This is a genomic window from Sorangiineae bacterium MSr11954, assembly GCA_037157815.1.
Classification (GTDB): Bacteria; Myxococcota_A; Polyangia; order Polyangiales; family Polyangiaceae; genus Pendulispora; species Pendulispora albinea.
This window is the reverse complement of the sequence record CP089984.1, coordinates 7,128,684-7,145,485: the sequence shown is the minus strand read 5'-3', so window position 1 is coordinate 7,145,485 and position 16,802 is coordinate 7,128,684. Positions and strand designations below refer to the sequence as shown.

Here is a 16,802-nt window from a genome sequence, read left to right as displayed (position 1 = left end):
GACGCGGTGAACCCGTTCGTGTTCGTGGACGAGTGCATATGTCTCCCCCGAAAGCAATTGCTCTCTGGCGCGGGACACCGCATAGAGAGAAATAATGGCCTCACAGCAATGTAAGGCGGCACCCCGACGAGATGGCACGCGCCTGGGTACTGCTCCTTCTCAGTCTTCTCTGCGCGCTCCTTCACCCTTCGCTTCGTTCGTGCACCTCCTTCGCGATCGACGGGGCGTCTCGGCGGTCGAGTACGCGCTTCTTCTGGGGGCGATTCTTCTCCTCGTCGGCATGGGGTTCCGCCTGCTGGGGCGAAACACCGGCCTCACCACGCAATCGGCGACCGCGACCCTCCTCGGTGGCTCGGGCGCGCCCGGTTCCGGGACGGGTGGGGGGACGCCGGGTACCGGCGGCGGCACGCCTGGGAGCTGCGCGGGCGGGGTGTGTGAAGCTCCGGGAGCGTGCTTCGTCGCGGGCACGATGGTCGCCACGCCCTCCGGCGAGAGGCCCATCGAGAGCCTGAAGGCCGGCGATATGGTGTTCGCGCGCAATGCGTCGGACAGCGCGGCCAGCGTGCATCGCATCGTGACCACCTTCGTGCGGCCGGCGCCCTCGCTGGTCGACGTTCAGATCGAAACGGTCGAGGCCGAGCGCGAGACGATCCGCTCCACGCCGGACCACCTGTTCTTCGCGGCCAGCATCGGCGGCTGGGTCCCTGCCGGCGAGCTCCCTGCCGGCGAAACGCTGATCGATCGCGCCGGGCGCGAGGTCCGCGTGCGCAAGGTGGTGCCCATCGAGCAAGAGGCGCCCGTTTACAACTTCGAGGTCGATGTCGACCACACGTACTTCGTCGGCCACTCGGCCGTGTGGGTGCACAATCAGACCGGGTGCGGTACGGGGGGCACCGGTGGTACGGGCGGCACCGGCGGTACGGGCGGCACCGGAGGAACGGGTGGTACGGGAGGAACGCCGACCGGGCCAGTGACCCCGTGGACTCCGCCGCCGGGGTACTCGCCACCGCCGCTTCCGCCGGGGTATCAGAACCCGCCGCTCCCGGCAGGGGGCACCCCGGGCTCGGTGGCCCCTGGCAAGACGCCGCCCCCGTCGTATACGCCGCCGTCCACGACCAGTCCCGCGGTCCAAGATGCGTACAAGAAGGAGCAGGAGGCCGCCGCGGCCGCGGCCGAGGCCAAGCGAAAAGAGGACCTCGCCAACCTCGCGGACAAGAAGTACGAGGACCTCAAAGAGAAGCGGAAGACCAACCCGAAGATCCCGCAGGCGTCGGAAGACCGCATGAAGGATCAAGCCGACAAGGCGCGCAAGGAAGCGGACGACGCGAGGAACGAGGCCAACAAGAAAGAGGCGGAAGCCAAGAAGAACCCGCAGGACTCCGAGCCGCAGCGCATTCAAGATACGCTCGATCAGATCCGCAACGGCAAGCAGCCGTCGGGTGTTCAAGGCGACCAGTGGGGCGTTCCGTTCCAGAACAAGGCCGGCGATTTGCCCCTCAAGAACCCCGGCGACCCGCCCTACCGCGAGTACCGCGTTCCGGCTGAGTACGGGGACAAATCCGCGGGCAGCCGGCGCATCGTCGTCGACACGGCCACGGGAGATATCTACTATTCGAATACGCACTACGGCGATCACGGTCCGCCGGCGTTCGTCAAGCTCCCCGGCACACTCTGAGGTCCTGCGATGACGTTCGAGAAATTCGAGAAGGGCGTCGTGCGGCTCGAAAACCTCGACGTGAGCGCCGTGCTCGACCTCGCCAAGAGGTCGGGTATGGCCGCCTACGTGCTCTCGAACGTCACCGATCGAGACGGTTTCTTCAACGCCATCCGGGCAGGGCTCCCCTTGGATCCGCCGCTGGTCAGCAACCGAAGCTGGGACGCGCTCCTCGACTCGCTGCGGGGCGGCCTGCACGTGGCGGACGCGCGCCGCGTGGTCATCGTATGGCCGGGGATCGATGCGATGGAGCCGGCCGCCGATCGCGAGACGGCGCTCGACGTCTTGGTCTCCATCGCACAGACCCTCGCCATGCCGGAGTACACCCGAGGGCGCCCGACGGAGATCAGCATCGTCACATCGTAGAATCGCGTACGCCCTTCAGCGCACGCGCGAGCTCGGCGCCCTCCGCGGTGCCGAGCCGGACGAAGAGCGGCAACGTCCCCAGATCCGCCGGGTACGCGCGCAGATCCGTAGGGCCGCGCACCTCGCGCCCGCGCGCCACGTCGAACCACTTGCCCTCGGGCAGGTGCACGTCGCGCTGCAGCGAGTCGGTCACCACCGGTGCTGCGAGCACGGAGTCGCCGAGCAGCCACTCGTCGGTGAGATCGTAGCTGGCCGCATCGCTCGGAAAGTCGAAGAACAGCGGCTTGACGATGGGCTCCCCCGCCTCGATGGCGCGGTCCCGCTGCTTCAAGATGTACGGCGTGAGCAAGCCGTGCAGGCGCACCGCCTGGCGATAGAGCCGCACCGTCTCCTCGTCGTAAGGCACCCAGCGCCCCGAGACGGGATCGCGCACCCCCCGCGGCGAGGTCGACGCGTACATCAGCGGCATGGCCGCGGCCACTTGCGCCCAGCGCACCAGCACCTGCTTGCTCGGCGCCGGTTGATCGAGCGAGCCGCCGATCATATCGGTGGTCAGGAACGGATAGCCCACGGTCGCGAGCGCGAGGTTCTGCGTGACCGCCGATTGCAGCGCGTCCCACCCCGTGCCCTTGTCGATCTGGCGGATCACGAACCCATCGCGTTGCGCCCCCGTCCAGTGCGTGCGGATGCCCATGCCCTGCAGATCGAACTGCTGCGCCATGTCGGCGCCGAGCCGCTGGTAATCGAACATGGTGAGCTCGGGGGTGTAGGGCGCGCAGCGCTCGTCGAAGAAGCGCGTATCGAACTTGAAGCCGTCGACGCCCAAGTTGGTGCGCAGCCCCTGGAGCTGCCCCAAATACCACTCGCGCGCCTGCGGATTGGCCAGGTCGACGATGCCCGCCTTGCCGTTCCACCAGGTCACCGTGCAGGGCGTGCGCGGATCGTCTTTCGATTTCAGCAGATAACCGCGGTCGGCCGCAAATCGGTAATTGTCCGCGTCGAGGTTGATCCAGAGCGTGACCCAAATGCCGAATCGGTACCCCATGGCGTGGATGCGATCGACCATCGCTTTGGGATCGGGGAACTTCTCGTTCCAGGTGAAGTCGCCATAGTGGCTCATCCAACCATCGTCGAGGCTGAAGGTGTGGCTCGGGATCTTGGCCTCGTGGATCTTCTGCGCCCAGTCGAGGAAGTCCTTCTGCGTGACGGACGCGTAGAACTGCGCCCACGAGTTCCACACCACCTTCTCGTATTGCAGATCGGTGGCGTCGCTCGACGCGGGTTTGCCCGCGATCTCCAGGTAGCCGCCGAACACGTCGCGCGGCGTGCGCCCGACGAAGACGCTCGACTCGATGCTCTCGCTGTCGTGGACCGCGAAGTCGGCCACCTTCTCGCGCGCCGCGCCCATGGACACCGTCATCAAACGCGCCGTGTTCACCGTGAATCCGGCCGCCGTTTGCGTAAACCAGAATGGCTCCACCATATTGTACGACGCGGGCCCGAACGCCTTGTCCAAGGGACGCCCGCCGAGCGCGCCCACCCCGTCGAGCGGCCACACTTGTTCCTTGTAAGGACCACCCTTGTCGGTCTTGGTCTCGCCGTGGCCGTACCAGTGTCCCGATATGGGCATGTCGTAGTGCAACGCCATCGCGCTCGGGCGCTCTCCGCTGACACGCGCGGTCAGTCGGTAGCCGCGCGCCTCGGGTGTGAGCACGACACGAACGCTTCGGGTTGGATCGGTGGTGGCGACGTCGATGGCCAACGTCCCACCGTGCCAAATCACATTGCGCACATCCGTGGTGCCCACGACACCCGAAGCGGTATCCAGATCGATGGCCGCCGGACCGACCGACGTGGTTTGGAGCACCGTCTGCCCGCCCCGCCGCGTGATGATTTGAAACGGGGAGCGGCGAATCTCCACCTCGTAAGGAGGAGCGATCCGCGCCGAGCCCACGCTCAACACGGTGCTCGTCCCCGTCCTCGTGATGCTGGCCGTCGCCGGCGCATCGAGCGAGCTTGCACACGACGTGGCGCCCGTGAGCAAGGTCGCACCCGCGAGCGCGGCGCCCCTTCTGCGACGCGAAATCGAAGTCGGTGCGGGCTCGGTTCGGCGTTCCATCACGGTTTCTCCTGGCGTTTTGGCGATGATTCGACGGATGGGGTGTAACTTGCGATTCTTTTCGTTTACCTCCGATCGTTTGTGAAGCCCAGGAAAATCTCGAGCGAGGGCGCGCGCCCGGTGGTTCCGAGCACATGGGGCTCGGTGGCGCGCCGGGCGACGTGCGGATGCCGAGGGTGTGGGTGCAAGGAAATGCGACGAACATTTCGTTCTGATTAGGTGTGTCTGCAATGTTCTTTTTCGAAAATGATCCGTAGTATGCCCGCCGCCCAAATCGTCGTAGTCGGCCGACGCGGGCCCGCCCACGAAACGAAGCGTCGACGTCGAAAGCCGGATTTCTCACTTGTTCATTCTTGAAATGGAGCCGCGAGCAATTCGGTAATCGTCCTCACACACACACGAGAGGTCTGTCGACACACATACATCAGCAGCGCGACAGGTCGTTCAATCATGTAGGGAATCTACATAAACCCCCGTAGAGCGAATCTGCGAGGAGAGGAATATTCCAAATGGATAAGCGAACCAATTTTGTCCGCTACATTTCGTTCGTCGTTTCTTTGTTCGGCATGGCCACCGCCGCGTGCGGGACCGAGGTCGAAGGGGCCGATCCGCAAGAGGACGGGGTCGGAATCGCCGAGATGCCGGTCGTGGGCGGAACCCCAGCCGCCAAGGGTGAGTTCCCGTGGGTGGTGCGGCTGTCGATGGGTTGCGGCGGCGCGTTCTACACGCCGCAGGTCATCTTGACCGCGGCCCACTGCGTAAGCCGCACGGGCGCGAACACCAGCATCACGGTCACCTCGGGCGCCATCGATCTCCAAGATCCGGCGGCCGTGAAGACCCGGTCGACCTACGTGTACCGCTCGCCGACCTACAACACCAGCACCGGCGGCGACTGGGCGCTCATCAAGCTCGAGCGCGCGGTGCCCGGCGCCGTGACCTTGCCCATCGCGACCACCACCCAATACGACAACGGAAACTTCGGGGTCGTTGGTTGGGGCGCGGCGCGCGAGGGCGGGGCGCAGCAGCGCTACCTGCTCAAGGCCGAGGTCCCGTTCATCACCGACGCGCAGTGCAAGTCGGCCGGCGGCTCGTACAGCAGCTTGATCGCCAACGCAGAAATCTGCGCGGGCATCTGGGATCGCGGCGGCATCGACACCTGCCAAGGCGACTCGGGCGGGCCGATGGTCCGTCGCGACGAGAACAACCAGTGGGTTCAGGTCGGCATCGTGAGCTGGGGTGAGGGCTGCGCGCGGGCGAGGAAGCCCGGCGTCTACGCGCAAGTGAGCACCTTTGCTGCGGCGATCGCCAAGGCCGCGTCGACCCTTCCCTGACGCCGAACGGCTCGAGCGCGAGCCCCGCCACGACGTAAGAGCGACGTAGGAGGCGCGAGCCCGAGCCGGCAAAGCGCAGGCAGCGCGGTCAAAGCGCGCCGCGCGGTCAAGCTGCAGGAGCCGCGTTCACGGGCTCGGCGGATTGCGAATTCGGGGGTGGAACCCTAGGTGGTAGCCATGTCGAACAGCGGACCTGGTTACAAGACCCACCCCGAGCACCGCATCACCGTCGAGCCCGTGAAGGACCGCGTCAAGGTCGCCTTCGACGGAGAGATCCTCGCCGACACCGTGCGCGCCGTCCGGTTGCGCGAGGCGAATTACCCTCCGGTGTATTACGTGCCGCGTCAGGATGTGAAAATGGAACGGTTGGTTCGTACGGACCATCGCACCCACTGCCCATTCAAGGGGGATGCCTCCTATTTTTCGCTGGCAGGTACGCGGCCGGTTGTCAATGCCGTTTGGAGCTACGAGACACCGTTCGATGAGGTGATGGATATCAAAGAACGATTGGCTTTCTATCCGGACAAGGTCACCATCACCGTCGAACCGGCGTAGACCTCCGACAACCGTGATCGGCGCGATCAGGCTCTCCGGATCGCGTGCAGCATGATCAATCCGATCGTTCGTGAAGGAATGCGCACGAACATCGACGGAATACTCCTTGCGTTGGAGCGCGCGACGCTTTGCGTTGCAGCCCAACAGCACATGGCGCCAACGAGAAGGCAATCGAAGCCTGCCGTGAGCCAGGAGCCCAGGGAGGAAATCCGTGTCCAAAATTCTACTTTATGTTTCTTCGTCCATCGTGGCGGTGGCCGTGGCGGCCGCCGGGTGCGCCGCCAGCGACGATCCCGTTGCCGTCGAGAAATCGGCCGCGACGAGGTCTTCTGCGGAGCTGGCGGGGGGCCGGCTCGGCGCCGTCTTCAAGCTGACGGGCAATGTCGGCGAATACACCGTAACCAACAAGAGCACCGCGTCGGTGACGGGGTGGGCCATCACCTTCGATCTGCCGGCTGGAGTGACCGCCAGCGCCGGCGAGCACGCCACCATCAGCCAGAGCGGTACGCACGTCACCCTGACCCCGGCGTTCTACATCAATACGCTCCAAGCGGGGCGCTCCACCTATCCCTATAGCCCGACGTTCCGACTCAGCTCCTCGGCCACGCCGTCGAGTTGCATCATCGACGACGCCGCGTGCGATGGCACGCCGGACACCCCGCCGCAGGCGCCGACCAACCTGCGGGCGACCGTCAAGACGACCAAGACGCTCACCCTGGCGTGGAACGCGGCGCAGGCGGGCTCGCGTCCCATCGCGGGCTACGACGTGCTCCGCGGCGGCACCGTCCTCACCAACGTGACCGACACCACCACCAATGTGACCGGCCTGACGCCGAACACCGAGTACACGTTCACGGTCATCACCAAGGACACCAAGGGCAACGCATCGCCGGCGAGCGCGCCGCTCACGGTCCGCACGAACAACCCCAGCGACGATACCCAACCGCCGACCGTGCCGGGCAATCTGCGCAGCACCGCGGTGGACTCGGGCAGCGCCACCTTGGCTTGGAACGCGTCGACCGACAACACCGGCGTGGTCGCCTACGATGTGTACACGGGAGGCACGCTCTCCGCGACCGTGACGGGCACCACCGCCAAGGTGTCCGGGCTCGCGCCGTCCACCAAGTACGCGTTCACCGTGAAGGCCCGCGACGGCTACGACAACGAGTCGACGGCCAGCGCGCCGGTGGAAGTGACCACGCCCGACGTCGTGAGCGGCTACGCGCGCGTCGGCTACTTCGTGCAGTGGGGCATCTACGGCCGCCAGTTCTTCCTGCGCAACCTGGCCACCAACGGCGGGGCGGCCAAGCTGACGCACATCAACTACGCGTTCGGCAACTTGGACCCCGTGAACTTCACGTGCCTCCACGGCGTGACCAAGGCCACCACGCCCGGCCCGCAAGATCCCAACCAGGGTGACGGCGCCGGCGACGCCGAGGCCGACTACGCGCGCATCTTCCCGGCGGGTCAGTCCGTCGACAACGTGGGCGACACCGGCTCGGAGAAGCTGCGCGGCAACTACAACCAGCTGCGCAAGTTGAAGGCGAAGTTCCCGAACCTCAAGGTGCTGATCTCGCTCGGCGGCTGGACGTACTCCAAATTCTTCTCCGACGCGGCGGCCACCGACGCCTCCCGCAAGAAGTTCGTGAGCTCGTGCGTCGACATGTACATCAAGGGCAACCTGCCCGTGTACGCGGGCGCGGGCGGCCCGGGCAGCGCCGCCGGCATCTTCGACGGCATCGACGTGGACTGGGAGTGGCCGGGCGCCGAAGGGCACGCGGGCAACCACGTGAGCCCGAACGACAAGGCGAACCTGGCGCTGTTGCTGGCGGAGTTCCGCAAGCAGCTCGACGCGCTCAGCACGCAGACCGGCAAGCGTTACCAGCTCACCGCCTTCACCCCGGCCGATCCCGCGAAGATCGAGGCGGGCTGGGATCTGCCCCGCGACGCGGCCTCGCTCGATATCTTCAACGTGCAAGGCTACGACTTCCACGGCTCCGGCAGCGATGACTCGTGGGAGCCGAAGCAGACCGGCCACCAGGGCAACCTTTACCGCGACGCCGACGATCCGTACAACTTCCACTTCAGCGTGGAGGACGCGGTCAACGTCTACACCAACGCGGGCGTGAACCCGCGCAAGATCACGGTGGGCCTGGCCTTCTACGGCCGCGGGTGGAAGCAGGTCACCGACGGCGGCAAGTTCGGTGAGTGGCAGGCGGCCAACGGCGCGGCGCCCGGTCAGTTCCAAGAGGAGGCCGGCACACGCGGCTACGCCAACCTGCTCTCCAGCGTGCCCAATTGCACCATCCGGCACGACGAGCAGTCGGTGGCCGCCTATTGCTACACCGGCGCCGGCGGGCAGTGGTGGTCCTTCGACGATCCTTGGTCCATCCAGAAGAAGACGGCTTGGATCAAGAGCCGGGGGCTGCTCGGCGCGATGGCGTGGGAGATGTCCGGCGATCCCGGTACGCTCATGACCGCCGTCGACAACGGTCTGAAGTAAATCGCATCCGGATCGCGGCGCATCGCCCGCGGTCCGAACATCGTTCACGCAGTCAGGAAGCGGCGCCCCGTTCTCGGGAGCGCCGCTTCGTCATTTCGATGTGCAAACTGCATGAAGATGTCCGCGTTGCATGGGTAGAAGCTCGAAAATTCGACTTTTATGATCCATAAAACGAGCACTATCCGGCATACGAGTGGACATACGATTGTGCTCGATCGCGAAATACCGATCGCAGCTGCTTTTCTGCATTGCCGCCCGCGCGCGGAGTGAATAAGGCCGTTCGTGCTGCGAGCCCGATTGCGGCAAAGAACACGGACACGCGAGGATGGACCCGCGCATGGCGCACGGGCCTACCCTCGCTCCGAGCTCGGAGGATGCGATGCGAAAAGCATGGATTGTCACGGTCGTATCGGCGTGTTGCTTGATTCAAAGTGGGTCAGCCATGGGAGGCCGCGAAGAGACGCGCTTTCATGCGATCATGCGCGGTTACAACGAGGTGCCGGCGAACGCGAGCCAGGCGAGGGGGCGCACGACCCTGACCGTGGGCCGCGACGACGCCACCATCAACTTCGCGATCGAGTATTCCGATCTCTCGGGGCCGCCCACCGTCGCCCATGTGCACTTCGGGGCCAGGGCCACCAACGGCGGCGTGACGTTCTTCTTCTGCGGGGGCGGCGGCAAACCCGCGTGCCCCACGGGCACCAGCGGAACCATCTCCGGCACGGTGCAAGCGGCCGACGTCCTCGGCCCGGTGGGGCAGGGGATCGATCCCGGCGCGCTGCCCGAGGTCCTTCGCGCCATTCGACGCGGGGTCACCTATTCGAACATCCACTCCGCCAAGTATCCCGCCGGTGAAATTCGCGGACAGATCTTCGAGGGGCGCCGGGGCGACGACGAGCGGGACGACTTCAACGCGTTCTAGCGTCCGGTGGGGCGGGTGTCCCGTTTTTAGCGATCCTGTTGGTCTACGTTCGTTCTGATGCGATGCTCAGCGTCCACGGAGCGAGGACGGTATGGCCATCGACATCGACACTGCAAATAACTCGGATCCCATCATAAAAGTTCGTCTCGGCAGCGATGGGCGCCCGCGGGGCGCGGCGGCCGTGGCCCGTATCGACCGACCTGTCGGCACGGTTTGGGCTGCGGTTCAAGATGTCGAGCGGTACGCGCGTTATCTGCCGATGGTGCATCGGGTCCGGCGGCAAGGCGACCATGTGAGCTTCGAGTTGAAGTTCAAAGTTGGCTTCTTCTCGGTCGGATTCGAATTCAGCGCCCACGCCACCTACGAGCCGGAGCAATGGCTCGAGCTGCGGTGGACGTCGGGGGAACCTCGCGACATCCGTCTTCGCTTCGATCTGAAGTCGATCGATGACGGCAAGGCGTGCCTGGTGGAGGGAAACGGTGAGTTCGATGCTTCGTCGCTCGGGTGGCTCGTGAAGTACTTCTTGAAGCACCACCCGGAGATTCAGTTTGGGATCTTCCCCGGCGTCGCGCTCGTCCTCATCGATTCCCTCCGGCGCGCGACGATGGACGCTGCCTAGGCCCATCCACCCCGCGCGCTGCGGCCGCCGTCAATTTCCCACGACGGCGCCCGTCTCGGCGGAGCGCTCGTTGCCCGCGTGATCGCGCACGATGGCCTTGAGCCTCACCCGCGTCCCGGCCGCGATGCCCGTCGTATCGTAAAAGACACGGTACGGCGGGTTATCGTCCGTGCCGATGTGCGTCCAGCCCGACTCGCTGTCGCGCTGGATGGCAAAGGACACCTCCGCGGGCACGTCCGCGTCCAGCTCGGCGCGAAGCTCCTTCCTGCCGCGGATGATGGAGTCCTGAGCCGGCGTGACGAAGGCGATGTTCGGGGCCGACGCGCGCGAGGCCACCTTGGCCTCGGCGCGGTACACGACGGCGCCGAGCGCAGGGACCGTGATGGCGAGCCCCTGGTCCTCGCCCGAGGTCTGCGCCGCGGTGCCTGCCGGATAGAGCCCTTGGAAACGTGTATTCTTCATGTAAGTCGGCACCGTGACCGTCTTGGGCTGCTTGGCGTTGTTGAGCGCCACCACGTATTCGACGGGCTCGTTTCGATCGATGCGCGAGAACGCAAAGACGCCCGACTCGGCGCTCGATAGGCGCTGAATTTGAGCGCCGCTCCGCAGCGCGGGGTGCGCGCTCCGCAACGCCCCGAGCTCGCGCAAGGCGCGGTAAATCTTGTGCTGGGGCTCGTAGTTGTCGGTCTTGGTGGAGGCGTCGGTGCCGATCAAATCGTTGTCGTTGTAGGTCGCGACTTGGCTGGCGAACATGTCCTCCCGGGCGTCTTTGTCGTTGCCATCGCCGGTGAAACCTTGCTCGTCGCCGTAGTAGACGACGGGCATTCCCCGGGTGAAATACATGAGGGCGTGCCCCAAGAGATCGCGCGCCAAGAGCTCGTCGTCGGCGGCGCCGGGGTTGTCGGTCCGCAGAAAATAGCCGAAGCGCCCCATATCGTGGTTTCCGAGGAATGTCGGCAGCGCATAGGCGTTGGAGTCCGCGTCGATGTAATAGTCATCGCCCCGGAAGAAATCGCGCAAGGCATCGGTGTTGCCCCCGCCGGATGCAAAGGCGCGCGCGGCCTTTTGAAACGCGAAGTCCAGCACCGCCGGAAAGCGCGCGACCCCCGTGAAATGCGACAGGTAATCGGGGGTAGGGGGCTCCGACACCTCGCCAAAGACGAAAAAGTCCGGCTTACCCTGGGCGCGCGCGTACGCCAGGATCTCGGGGACGAACTGCTGCCAGAACTCATCGTTGACATGCCTGGCCGTATCGACGCGGAAGCCGTCGATCCCGAAGTCGTGAATCCATTTCTGGTGAATGTCGATCATGCCGCGCACGACCTCCGCGCGCTCGGTGAACAGATCGTCCAGGCCGAAGAAATCGCCATAGAGCGAGTCCTCGCCCGTAAAGGTGGTGTCACCGCGATTGTGATACATGGTGGGATCGTTCAACCACGATGGCACCTTGACGGTCGCATCGGCGGCCGAGCGAAACACCGGCGTGTACGGGAAGCTCTTCTGCGCATCGAGCGCCGGAAAGGTGGGGCGGCCCGCGTGATCGCGATCGTCGAAGGTTCGTCCGCTCGCGTCCCGGTAGGGGTAGGCCAGCTTGGCGCGGTAGGAGTACGTCCCCTCGCGGTACGAGATGACATCGGCCGTATGGTTGACGATGATATCGAAGAAAATTTTGATGCCGCGCGCATGCGCCGCCTCGACCAGGCGGGTGAGATCGGCGTTGGTGCCAAAGTGGGGATCGATTTGCGTGTAGTCGGTCGTCCAATAGCCATGGTACCCGGCGGAGGAGCCCTCGAGGGTGCCATTGCCTTGCACGGGGCGGTTCTTGAAGATGGGCCCCGTCCAAATGGCGGTGGTCCCCAAGCCCTTGATGTAATCGAGCTTCGCCACCAGCCCCGCCAGATCGCCGCCGTGGTAGTAGCCTTTATCGGCCGGCAAAAATCCGTGCTCGATGGGTTGGCCCGAGCTACCGCCCGTATCGTTGGCCGCCGCGCCATTGGCAAAACGGTCCGGGAGGACGAAGTAAAATACCTCGTTTTGTCCAGTGCGAACGCTGGGCACCGCGTGGGGATCGGGCGGCGTGGAAGCGCCATCGGTCCCCGCGTCGGCTTTGGGATCGTTGGGATACGCTACATCCGAGCGGGAACAGTGCGGTGCGGCGACAATGGCAAGCAGAAGGCCGAGGCCGAGCGAGAGGCGAGCGCGTTCGAACATGTGCGCCGATTGTACCCGAGCGGCGGCTTGGTTGGGCCCGAATCCGCGCGCGGGCGTCTTCGAGGGACGGGATTGCGTCCGTTTCGAACGCTCGCGATTCGATGTGCACAAGGCGCGAACTCCACATGTTCGAATTCCATTGGCGCGGTGTACATTCTTTACGAGGGGGAGGGCCGTCGGGCGACGCGCCGCAGGCCGCCGAGGCGGGGACACGTGGTTGGTCTTCAAGGGGCGGGGAGGTCACGGCCGCCATCACCAAGAACACGCAAGGGCCGATCGCCAAGGGCGTATGGGCGATCGTGACCGGTGGCTTGGCCATCCCGGGGCTGCTGCTCACCGGCCGGCACCGGCTCGTACATGGCGCTCGCCGTCGAGGCAGGGGACTCGGGCGGAGCGTCGTTCACGAATCCAGGGGGGGACCCTCGGGGACGTGGGCTGCCCGAAGGCGGACTCGGGCGCTTGCTTGCCGTGGCGGGCGCGCTGGGCGGGCTCGACCCCGTCATGGCCGCCGTCATCGGCAATGGCTCACCATCACCGCCGGGGGCGATGCCCTCGTGCACGTTTTCGAAAGCGCAAAGCGCGTTAGCGCCGCATGCTCGTAGGCCCGCGCATGGGGGCGACCCGCCCTGCGTGCGATGGTTTCCAAACGCACCAGCCGGGCTGGTCATGCTCGGAATGTACTCACATTGACAATCGAGCATTCGTTGAGGAAGATTGTATGAGCGCGCTGTCTCGTTTCGAAATAGGTCTTGTCACGCCAGAATCCGTCTTTTCATGCCGCCGCATCGCGTCTCGGTGAAGGCGCGATGTTTCGCCGCCATCGACAATTCGCGCCTTTTTCGCCTGGGCCGTGGCGGAATGGCGCCTCATGCCCCAATTCACTGGGGAGGATCCTTATGCCCGACTTACAAATGCCCCTTATGATCCGTTCGCAGTTTCTCGCATTGCTCTTTGGATGGATGCGCGCAAACGGGGCGGGGAAGATAGCCACCGACATCTGGCACGAGCTGTATCTGCCCGAGCCGAACGGCGGGATGATCGAGGAGATTTCGGTCCCTCTCGTGAGCTACCGCGCCGTCAGCGATTTGGCCGCCGAGCGCCTGGGGGACCCTTTTCTCGGGCTCCACGTAGCCCAGGGGACCCCCCGCGGGAGCTATGGCATCTTGGAGTACGCCGTCCGAAACGCGCCAAACGTCGCCGAAGGCTTTGCGCGTACGGTGCAGTATTTGGGATTGTTGTCGGAGACCGTGCGACTGGAAGCGCGGACCGTCGCAGGCGAGTTCATCATCGCGCACCACGTGCCGGGCGAGCCCTCGTGCGTCGGACGGCACGGGAACGAGTTTACGATGGCCATCTTCCATCGCTTCGTGCGCGAGCTCACGGAGAGCCCGGTCTGCGCGACGCGGGTCGAGCTCGCGCACGAGGCCCCACCCGACATTTCGGAGCTCGAAGCCCACTTCGGAACGACGAACATCCATTTTGGAATGAAGCGCAACCAGCTCGTGCTCGACGAGCAAATCCTCACGCTTCCCATCGTGACGCACGATGAAACCTTGCTCCCTTGGCTCGACCGCTGCGCCGAGACCCTTCTGCCGTCGCGTTCCGACGACGACGAGGATCCCGTCCCGCACGTGCGCGAAAAGATCCGGCGCTGCTTGCACGAACACAAAGCCCCCTCGTTGCCAGGGGTCGCGTGGCAGCTGCGAATGAGCCCCCGCACCTTGCAGCGGCGGCTCGCCGCCACCCAGCGATCGTTCGCGAGCGAGGTCGACGAAGTGCGCCGCGAGCTCGTCGAATCGTATTTGCGCGAGCCCGAGCTCAACATCGACGCCATCGCGTCCCTCCTCGGATATGCCGGCCGGCGCGGATTCGAGCGCGCAATCCTGCGATGGTACGGAACCACCGCCCGCAAGCTGCGGCGCGAGCGCCTGACGATGACGCAATGACGTCGGGCGGTGGCTACAGCTTCGGAACGATCAGCTCCTTGTAGCCTCTGTGGCCGTCGCGGTTCGGATGGAACGATTCGTCCACGGTAAACGCCGTGCCATTGATCCACTCTTGGTCGGCGCACACCGCGTGGTCCTTGAACGCCTCGCGGGCGTCGATGTATTCGAATCCATTCGAGCGGGCGACGCTCTCGATCTTGGCCGAAAGCCGATTGGCGACGTTGTTGAGCTGCGTCTGCTCGCCGTTGCTGATGTGCGCGATGAAATTGCATTCGCGACCGCTGAGCAACTTCGGGTAACCAATGATGAAGACCCGCGCATTGGGCGCCTTCGACCGGATGTTCTTGTAAAGACCGTCCAGCTTCCCCTCGAGCTCGTTGTTGATGAACCGGGTGGCCCCGTTGATATCGTCCCAGCAGTCCCAGGGCGCGGGCTTCGCGCATTGCGTGATGACATCGGAAAATCCGGTATCGTTGCCTCCGACGGAGAGCGTCACCAAGGTGGTATCGCTCGAGAGGGCGCTCAACTGACCTTCCACCTGGGGGATCTTGTCACCCTGGCACGCCACGTGTTTGAGCTCGTACCCTCGCGCATCGGCGATCAACTTGGCATAGGCGAAGTCCGAACGTTTGCAGCCATCGTCCGTGTATTGGCGCGTGCCCAAGCCCGATGCATAGGAGTCGCCCAGGGCCACATAGACCCCTCGCTGAAATTGTTGCGCCCCGGCCTCGAAGGAGGAGGCGAGGGATACGGGCTTTTGAACCAAGGAGACGCCGCCGTCGTTCGTGAGCCCGCCGCTTTGGGGGTGCAGCGCGCTGCCCGTATGGGATCCATCCACCATCGACGTCTTCGCGCCCAAGGAGCGGAACGGCATCTTCTTCGTCTCGCCCGTCTCCGCGTTCGTCAGGGAGAGCTCGGTGCGAGCCTCGTTCAACGCATACGCGCCGCTCTCGCGGCATCGATCCGAGCCGGGCTCGGGTTGCTCGCCCTCGGCGCACGGGCTGCGCCACAAGAGATAGTGCGTGTCGTCGACGAAGTTGATCTCCCGAATGGGGCCGCCGCCGCTCGATCCGTAATCACCTCGAAGCTCGATGGGCGTCCCCGGGGTGTCCGAGGACGACGACGAGCACGCGAGAAAGCATTGTGAAAGTACGAGCACCCCCATGCTCCCTGCACACCGCAATCGCATGAATCACCTCCGTGTCGTGGAAAGTGCAACACGCGCGCCCGAGATCGAATCTGCGGTCATTCGCGCGCAATCGCGGGTGATCGCGAATCGCGTCGCCGCCAACTTCGGAAACGAGCGTTCCTTTACGGAAACCATGGTTCCTTCGCGCGCACGGCGTCGCCGGTGGCGGCCGGCACGTTTTCCGCTGCCGGGCGCTTAGTGGCTTTTCCTCCCTCTTCATTCATTTCCGCCGTCGATTGATCTACTTCGATGGGGCAGGGCGGCTCGATCCCGTGGCGTCGATGGCCGTGCCGTAAACCCGCATGAGCCAAGCCTTTTTCGGCGGGCATCGAGGGACCCTACGTGGAAGAACCGTTCATCATGAACCGCCATCGAGTGACACATCGAACCATCGACATCGACGGGGTCCGTACGTTCTATCGCGAGGCCGGTCCCGAAGATGCGCCCGCCATCCTCCTGCCGCATGGATATCCGTGCTCGTCCTATCAATATCGCAACTTGATGCCGGCGCTCGCCGATCGCTGGCACCTGATCGCGCCGGATTATCCAGGCTTCGGCTACAGCGACACCCCCGACTCGTTCTCGTACACGTTCGACGGTTATGCCACCTTCTTGGCGCGATTCGCGGCGGCGAAGAAGCTGACCCGTTATGCCCTTTGGCTGCACGATTACGGGTCGCAGATTGGATTGCGCCTCGCCATCGCGGCGCCGGAGCGGGTCACCGCCCTCATCATCCAAAATGGAGACATCTACGAGGACCAGCTCGGACCAAAGTACGAGACCCTCGAGCGATATTGGGCGAATCCCACCCCGGAGGTCCGCGAGAAGCTCGTGGAGGCGGTGAGCGAAGAGGGCTTTCGCGGCGAGTTCATCGGCGAGGTATCGGAGGCGATCGCGGAGCGAATCAGCCCCGATCTCTGGAAGCTCGCTTGGTCTTTGCTCCAGACGCCAAGGCGCCGTGAAATCATGGTCGGCTTGATGGAGGGCCTGCGCGAGAACCTCACGTGGTTCCCCCGCTACCAAGCCTACTTGCGCGAGCACCGCCCCAAGACCCTCATCGTCTGGGGCCCCCAAGACGGCTACATGCCCGAAGGCGCCGCGCGCGCCTACCTCCGCGACGTGCCCGAGGCCGAGCTCCATTTGCTCGAGGCCGGCCACTGGGCCCTCGAGACGAACCTCGACGAGATCGTGCCCCTCGTGCGGGACTTTCTCGGGCGAGCCCGCCGATGATCCGTCCCCGCCGCGATCGGCGACGGGTTTTGCGCGTTCGAGCGCCTCGACGGAGGTAAAAACCCCGATCGGAGGGCAAGATTCGCCAAGTTTTCGT

Annotated in this window: 13 protein-coding genes; 9 read left to right on the top strand and 4 right to left on the bottom strand. The window is 64.9% G+C overall.

Annotation, left to right across the window (positions count from 1 at the left end; all coding sequences use genetic code 11):
* Positions 1-199 precede the first annotated feature (199 nt).
* Together LZC94_27710 and LZC94_27705 are read left to right on the top strand one after the other, a co-directional pair.
* Positions 200-1,675 carry a Hint domain-containing protein gene (locus LZC94_27710; protein WXB11637.1) on the top strand — a complete coding sequence of 492 codons (1,476 nt, stop codon included), beginning with the start codon at positions 200-202 and terminating at the stop codon, positions 1,673-1,675.
* A gap of 9 nt (positions 1,676-1,684) precedes the next feature.
* Positions 1,685-2,080, top strand: coding sequence for a barstar family protein (locus tag LZC94_27705; protein ID WXB11636.1), 396 nt, complete (start codon positions 1,685-1,687; stop codon positions 2,078-2,080).
* Here the strand turns inward: LZC94_27705 and LZC94_27700 are convergent.
* Positions 2,070-4,199 carry a glycoside hydrolase family 31 protein gene (locus LZC94_27700; GenBank protein WXB11635.1) on the bottom strand — a complete coding sequence of 710 codons (2,130 nt, stop codon included), beginning with the start codon at positions 4,197-4,199 and terminating at the stop codon, positions 2,070-2,072. The two genes, LZC94_27705 and LZC94_27700, sit on opposite strands and share 11 nt — an antisense overlap.
* A gap of 509 nt (positions 4,200-4,708) precedes the next feature.
* Here LZC94_27700 and LZC94_27695 point away from each other — a divergent pair.
* The 5 genes from LZC94_27695 (at position 4,709) to LZC94_27675 (ending at position 10,129) form a co-directional block, all read left to right on the top strand.
* Positions 4,709-5,530, top strand: a complete 822-nt coding sequence (locus tag LZC94_27695) for a serine protease (protein ID WXB11634.1) — start codon at positions 4,709-4,711, stop codon at positions 5,528-5,530.
* A gap of 177 nt (positions 5,531-5,707) precedes the next feature.
* Positions 5,708-6,085 (top strand): DUF427 domain-containing protein, encoded by a 378-nt coding sequence (locus LZC94_27690; protein ID WXB11633.1) that lies wholly within the window; start codon positions 5,708-5,710, stop codon positions 6,083-6,085.
* Positions 6,086-6,296: 211 nt separating this feature from the next.
* Positions 6,297-8,588: a glycosyl hydrolase family 18 protein gene (locus LZC94_27685; GenBank protein ID WXB11632.1), complete on the top strand. Its 2,292-nt coding sequence runs from the start codon at positions 6,297-6,299 to the stop codon at positions 8,586-8,588.
* A gap of 442 nt (positions 8,589-9,030) precedes the next feature.
* Entirely contained in the window at positions 9,031-9,510 is a 480-nt protein-coding gene (locus LZC94_27680) for a CHRD domain-containing protein (protein ID WXB11631.1), read from the top strand.
* Positions 9,511-9,601: 91 nt separating this feature from the next.
* Entirely contained in the window at positions 9,602-10,129 is a 528-nt protein-coding gene (locus tag LZC94_27675) for an SRPBCC family protein (protein WXB11630.1), read from the top strand.
* Positions 10,130-10,159: 30 nt separating this feature from the next.
* On the opposite strand, the gene LZC94_27670 is transcribed toward LZC94_27675, so the two are convergent.
* Positions 10,160-12,340, bottom strand: coding sequence for a hypothetical protein (locus LZC94_27670; GenBank protein WXB11629.1), 2,181 nt, complete (start codon positions 12,338-12,340; stop codon positions 10,160-10,162).
* 920 nt (positions 12,341-13,260) lie between these two features.
* Between LZC94_27670 and LZC94_27665 the strand changes: the two genes are divergently transcribed.
* Complete coding sequence (locus tag LZC94_27665) at positions 13,261-14,286, top strand: AraC family transcriptional regulator (protein ID WXB11628.1); 1,026 nt, start codon at positions 13,261-13,263, stop codon at positions 14,284-14,286.
* Positions 14,287-14,299: 13 nt separating this feature from the next.
* Here LZC94_27665 and LZC94_27660 read toward each other — a convergent pair whose 3' ends face one another.
* Both LZC94_27660 and LZC94_27655 read right to left on the bottom strand, forming a co-directional pair.
* Positions 14,300-15,475, bottom strand: a complete 1,176-nt coding sequence (locus LZC94_27660) for an SGNH/GDSL hydrolase family protein (protein WXB11627.1) — start codon at positions 15,473-15,475, stop codon at positions 14,300-14,302.
* 122 nt (positions 15,476-15,597) lie between these two features.
* Positions 15,598-15,804: a hypothetical protein gene (locus LZC94_27655; protein ID WXB11626.1), complete on the bottom strand. Its 207-nt coding sequence runs from the start codon at positions 15,802-15,804 to the stop codon at positions 15,598-15,600.
* Between the two features lie 31 nt (positions 15,805-15,835).
* Between LZC94_27655 and LZC94_27650 the strand changes: the two genes are divergently transcribed.
* Positions 15,836-16,705, top strand: coding sequence for an alpha/beta hydrolase (locus LZC94_27650; GenBank protein ID WXB11625.1), 870 nt, complete (start codon positions 15,836-15,838; stop codon positions 16,703-16,705).
* The last annotated feature ends 97 nt before the right edge of the window (positions 16,706-16,802 follow it).